This window comes from Pseudolysinimonas sp. (genome assembly GCF_031389465.1).
Taxonomy (GTDB): Bacteria; Actinomycetota; Actinomycetes; order Actinomycetales; family Microbacteriaceae; genus Pseudolysinimonas_A.
In genome coordinates this window covers 1-3,994 of the sequence record NZ_JANMSQ010000050.1, presented here as the reverse complement: position 1 = coordinate 3,994, position 3,994 = coordinate 1, and the positions used below count along the sequence as shown (strand labels likewise).

At 69.1% G+C, this 3,994-nt stretch carries 5 protein-coding genes; 3 read left to right on the top strand and 2 right to left on the bottom strand.

Features of this window, described 5'->3' with window-relative positions; all coding sequences use genetic code 11:
- Positions 1–7: 7 nt before the first annotated feature.
- Positions 8–928 (top strand): pseudouridine-5'-phosphate glycosidase, encoded by a 921-nt coding sequence (locus RMO30_RS01990; protein WP_397427879.1) that lies wholly within the window; start codon positions 8–10, stop codon positions 926–928.
- Positions 925–1,815 carry a carbohydrate kinase family protein gene (locus RMO30_RS01985; protein WP_309708822.1) on the top strand — a complete coding sequence of 297 codons (891 nt, stop codon included), beginning with the start codon at positions 925–927 and terminating at the stop codon, positions 1,813–1,815. Before RMO30_RS01990 ends, RMO30_RS01985 begins: the two co-directional genes overlap by 4 nt.
- An 11-nt stretch (positions 1,816–1,826) precedes the next feature.
- Here the strand turns inward: RMO30_RS01985 and RMO30_RS01980 are convergent, their stop codons facing one another.
- Together RMO30_RS01980 and RMO30_RS01975 are read right to left on the bottom strand one after the other, a co-directional pair.
- Positions 1,827–3,164, bottom strand: coding sequence for a deoxyribodipyrimidine photo-lyase (locus RMO30_RS01980; RefSeq protein WP_309708819.1), 1,338 nt, complete (start codon positions 3,162–3,164; stop codon positions 1,827–1,829).
- Positions 3,165–3,437: 273 nt separating this feature from the next.
- Positions 3,438–3,587 carry a hypothetical protein gene (locus tag RMO30_RS01975; RefSeq protein WP_309708816.1) on the bottom strand — a complete coding sequence of 50 codons (150 nt, stop codon included), beginning with the start codon at positions 3,585–3,587 and terminating at the stop codon, positions 3,438–3,440.
- A 71-nt stretch (positions 3,588–3,658) separates the two neighbouring features.
- Here RMO30_RS01975 and RMO30_RS01970 point away from each other — a divergent pair, with 71 nt between their 5' ends.
- Positions 3,659–3,946, top strand: coding sequence for a DUF1330 domain-containing protein (locus RMO30_RS01970; protein ID WP_309708813.1), 288 nt, complete (start codon positions 3,659–3,661; stop codon positions 3,944–3,946).
- Positions 3,947–3,994: the final 48 nt, after the last annotated feature.

Below are 3,994 nucleotides of genomic sequence, written 5' to 3'. Positions count from 1 at the left end.
CGCTAACGTGGTCTCGATGCCCTCCCCGAACCTCACTACCGAGGTCGACGCGGAGATCACCGCCGCCCGCCCGGGGGTTGCGCTCGAGTCGACGATCATCTCCCACGGACAGCCCCGGCCCCGGAATCACGAGGCAGCGCTCGAGTTCGAGCAGATCCTGCGCGAGCGCGATGTCGTGCCCGCAACGATCGCCGTGCTCGACGGCGTGCCGCACATCGGACTCGATGCCGACGGCGTGCGGCGCATCGCCGAAGAAGACCTGGCGAAGGCGAGCGTGCGGGACCTTCCGGTTCTCGCCGCCCTCGGCCGTTCCGGCGCGACAACGGTTGCGGCCACCGCGCGTCTCGCCGCACTCGCCGGCATCCGCGTGTTCGCGACCGGAGGCCTCGGCGGGGTGCACCGGGGGGCGTCGTCGACGTTCGACGAGTCGGCTGACCTTCCGACGCTCGCCGAGAACGCGGTCACCGTCGTGAGCGCCGGGGTGAAAAGCGTGCTCGACATCGCCGCGACCCTCGAGCGGCTCGAGACCCTCAGCATCCCGGTCATCGGCTACGGCACCCGCGAGTTCCCTGCGTTCTGGCTCCGCGAGTCCGGTTACCAGCTCGACTGGGCCGTCGACGGTGCCACGGACATCGCCGCGATCATGCGCGCGCGGGATGAACTCGGCGCCCGGCAGGGGATCGTCGTCGCCAACCCCATTCCGCTCGAGCAGCAGTGGGACCCGGCCGAGCACGATCGGGTGCTTGCCGAGGCGTTCGCGGCGGCTGACGTGGCGGGGGTGCGGGGCAAAGCCGTCACTCCGTTCCTGCTCGGCTACATCGTCGACGCCTCGAGCGGCCGCAGCCTTGAGGTCAACCTCGACCTCGCGCGTAACAACGTGCGAGTCGCCGCGGAGATTGCGCACGCATGGTCGGCGCCCCGCGCATGACCCGCGATCGCATCGTGGTCGTCGGCGACCTGATGAATGACATCGTCGTCGTGCCGCGCGGACCGATCATGCCCGACACCGACACCGAATCCCAGGTGCGGCCGCGACCCGGCGGCTCCGCGGCGAACACCGCGGCCTGGCTGGGCTCACTCGGCGCTCCGGTCGACTTCGTGGGAGCGGTAGGGGACGCCGACGCCGAGACCCACGCCGAGTTGTTCCGCACCGGGGGTGTGACGCCGCACCTCCAGGTCGAGCCGGGTCTGCCGACGGGGATCATCGTCATCCTGGTGAACGGCGAGGAGCGTTCGATGCTCACCGAGCGCGGGGCGAACGCCGCCTTCAGCGGGGTGACTCTCACCGATGAGCTTCTCGACACCGCCGCGATCGTGCACCTGAGCGGCTATACGCTCGTGAAAGATTTCGGGCCAGGGGCGGCGCAGCGAATCCTGGACCGGGTCCGCGAACGCGGCATTCCATTTGCGGTGACGCCGGGCTCCTACGGCTACCTCTCGGTGTATGGGGCGGAACGGTTCCTCGACGACATCCGCGGCGCCGAGATCCTCATCCCGAACCTCGCCGAGGGCCGGCTGCTCTCCGGCAAGCAGGGCCCGCTGGATGTCGGCAGGGCGCTGCTCGCGCATGCTCCGATCGTGCTGCTCACCCGGGGTTCCCTGGGCGTCACCCTATTCCGCCGCGATCAGCCGCCACTCGAGGTACCCGCACCTCCGGTTGCCAACCTCGTCGACCCCACCGGTGCAGGCGACGCCCTCGCGGCGGGATTCCTCGCCCACTGGGTTCGGTCGCGCGATCCCGAGGCCGCTGTCCGTGCGGGGGTTCTCATCGCCGCGCGGGCCGTCATGTTGTTCGGCGGTCGCCCACCGGTCTAGGTGTCAGCGTCTCATCGACGAAGCGTCGAAAACGCTTCGAGCGCCTCACGTCGGGACTCGGCGAGGTCGACGATCGGAGCGAGCTGTTCTTCGGCCGGCACCCAGCGCCGCAGGTACTCCCCGTCGGGGTCGAACTTCTTCGCCTGCAGGTCGGGGTTGAAAACCCGAAAGTAGGGGGCCGCATCGGCGCCCGACCCGGCGACCCACTGCCAGTTGCCCGGATTGCTCGCCTCGTCGGCGTCGACCAGAGTGTCCCAAAACCACTCCTCGCCGAGGCGCCAGTGCCGCAGCAGGTTTTTCACGAGGAACGAGGCGACGACCATCCGAACGCGGTTGTGCATCGTGCCGGTGCTCATGAGTTCGCGCATGCCGGCATCCACGAGGGGGATGCCGGTGCGGCCCTGCCGCCAGGCTGCGACGGCGGGCCCGTGATCCCAGACCCACGGAAATTCGTCGTACGCCGCGCGATAGTTGCGGGTCGCGAGGTCAGGGTGGGCGTACAGGATGCTCCAGTGGAAGTCGCGCCAACCCAGCTCGGAGAGGAACTTCGGCACGTTGCGTCGCGCCGCGGGGGTGAGGTTGCCGTGCATCCGGTGCCAGATCTGCGCGGGCGAGATTTCGCCGAAGCGCAGATGCGGGCTGAGGCCCGAGGTGCCGACCGACGGCTCGTCGCGGCGGTGGTAGTCGGCCAACCCCTCGGCGGCGAATCGCTCCACGCGACGGCTCGCGGAGTTTTCACCCGGCTCCCATGTCTCGCGGAGTCCCGCCGCCCAGTCGGGACGGGTCGGCAGCAGCTTCCAGCTGTCGAGGTCATCGGATGCGACGCCCGGCACCGAGGGCAGGTCGCGCGGAGCGGGCAGTGGCTCGCGCATCGGTCGCTCGCGGGCCGCGCGCCAGAAGGGTGTGAACACCTGGTACGGCGTACCGGCACCCGTCGTCACCTCCCACGGTTCGACGAGGAGATTGGCGGCGAAGCTGGCTACCTCGACGCCCGCGTCGCGCAGTACGGCCTTCAGGCGAGCATCCACCTCGCGGCCCGCCCCGTAGCGGCGGTTCCAGAACACCGCGTCAGCGCCCGCTTCGGCGACGAGACGTGGCAGCTCCTCCTCGGCAGCGCCACGCCGCAGCACGAGCCGACCGCCGAGCCGCGCGATCTCGGCGGCGTGGGCGGCGAGGCTGTGATGCAGCCACCATCGGGTCGCACCACCCAGCGGCCGGATGCCCGCGCTCTCCTCGTCGAACAGGTAGAGCAGCACGACCGGCCGGCCGCGACCGAGGGCCGCGCTCAGCGCGGGGTGATCGGAGAGCCGCAGATCGTCGCGGAACCAGACGATCGACGGAGCGGACACGAGGTCAGCCTAGGTTCGGCGAATGGAGAGGGCGCCCGGAACGCCCTTCGAGACGCGTCCTGCTGCGCCGGGCGCTCCTCAGGAGAACGATTGAAGGCCGGCCGCAGAGGCGAGCGGCCGGCCTTCTCCCTTGCACCAAGAGTGTCCTGCAATCACATTCCGCACCCTCCGCCACAGCAAACGGTGGGTGCTGGTATGAATGTATAACGGGAAGGTAACGGTGTCTAGTTACCAATCCGTTATTTTTCTGGGAGTCTTCCTTGAGCCCCTCCGTTAGCGCTTCGTGGCCTTCGTCACGGCATCCGTGTTCTGGGCGGCGCGGTCGGAGGCGGCGCGCTTGTCGGCCTTCGCGTTGCGCTTCTCTTTCAGCGTCTTGGAGGCTGCCGTCTTGCCAGATTCTTTACGTGCGGACTTCTCACCCATGGGTCGTGCTCCTTCGAGAGTCACAGTGACCCCGTGGGGCTGAGGCTACACCGGTGCGCCAAGATGGAACCATGACGGCCTACTGGGTGAACACGGTTCGTGAACTGAAGGATGCCGACAAGCTCGCGCGGTACGCGGAGCTCGCGACGCCCGCCATCGCCGCACACGGCGGCAGGTTCATCGCCCGCGGGCTTCCGGCAGCCGCGTTTGAAGAGGGCACCCTCGAACGCACCGCGATCATCGAGTTTCCGAGTGTGGAGGCCGCAGTCGCCGCGTATGAGAGCGAGGCGTACCAGCTCTCGTTGGCCGCCCTCGACGGTGGCGCCGTGCGCGACATCCGCATCGTCCCCGCCGTCTGAACCGAGCGCCGGAGCCGCTCAGAAGACGTCGGGTGAGGGCGTCGACGC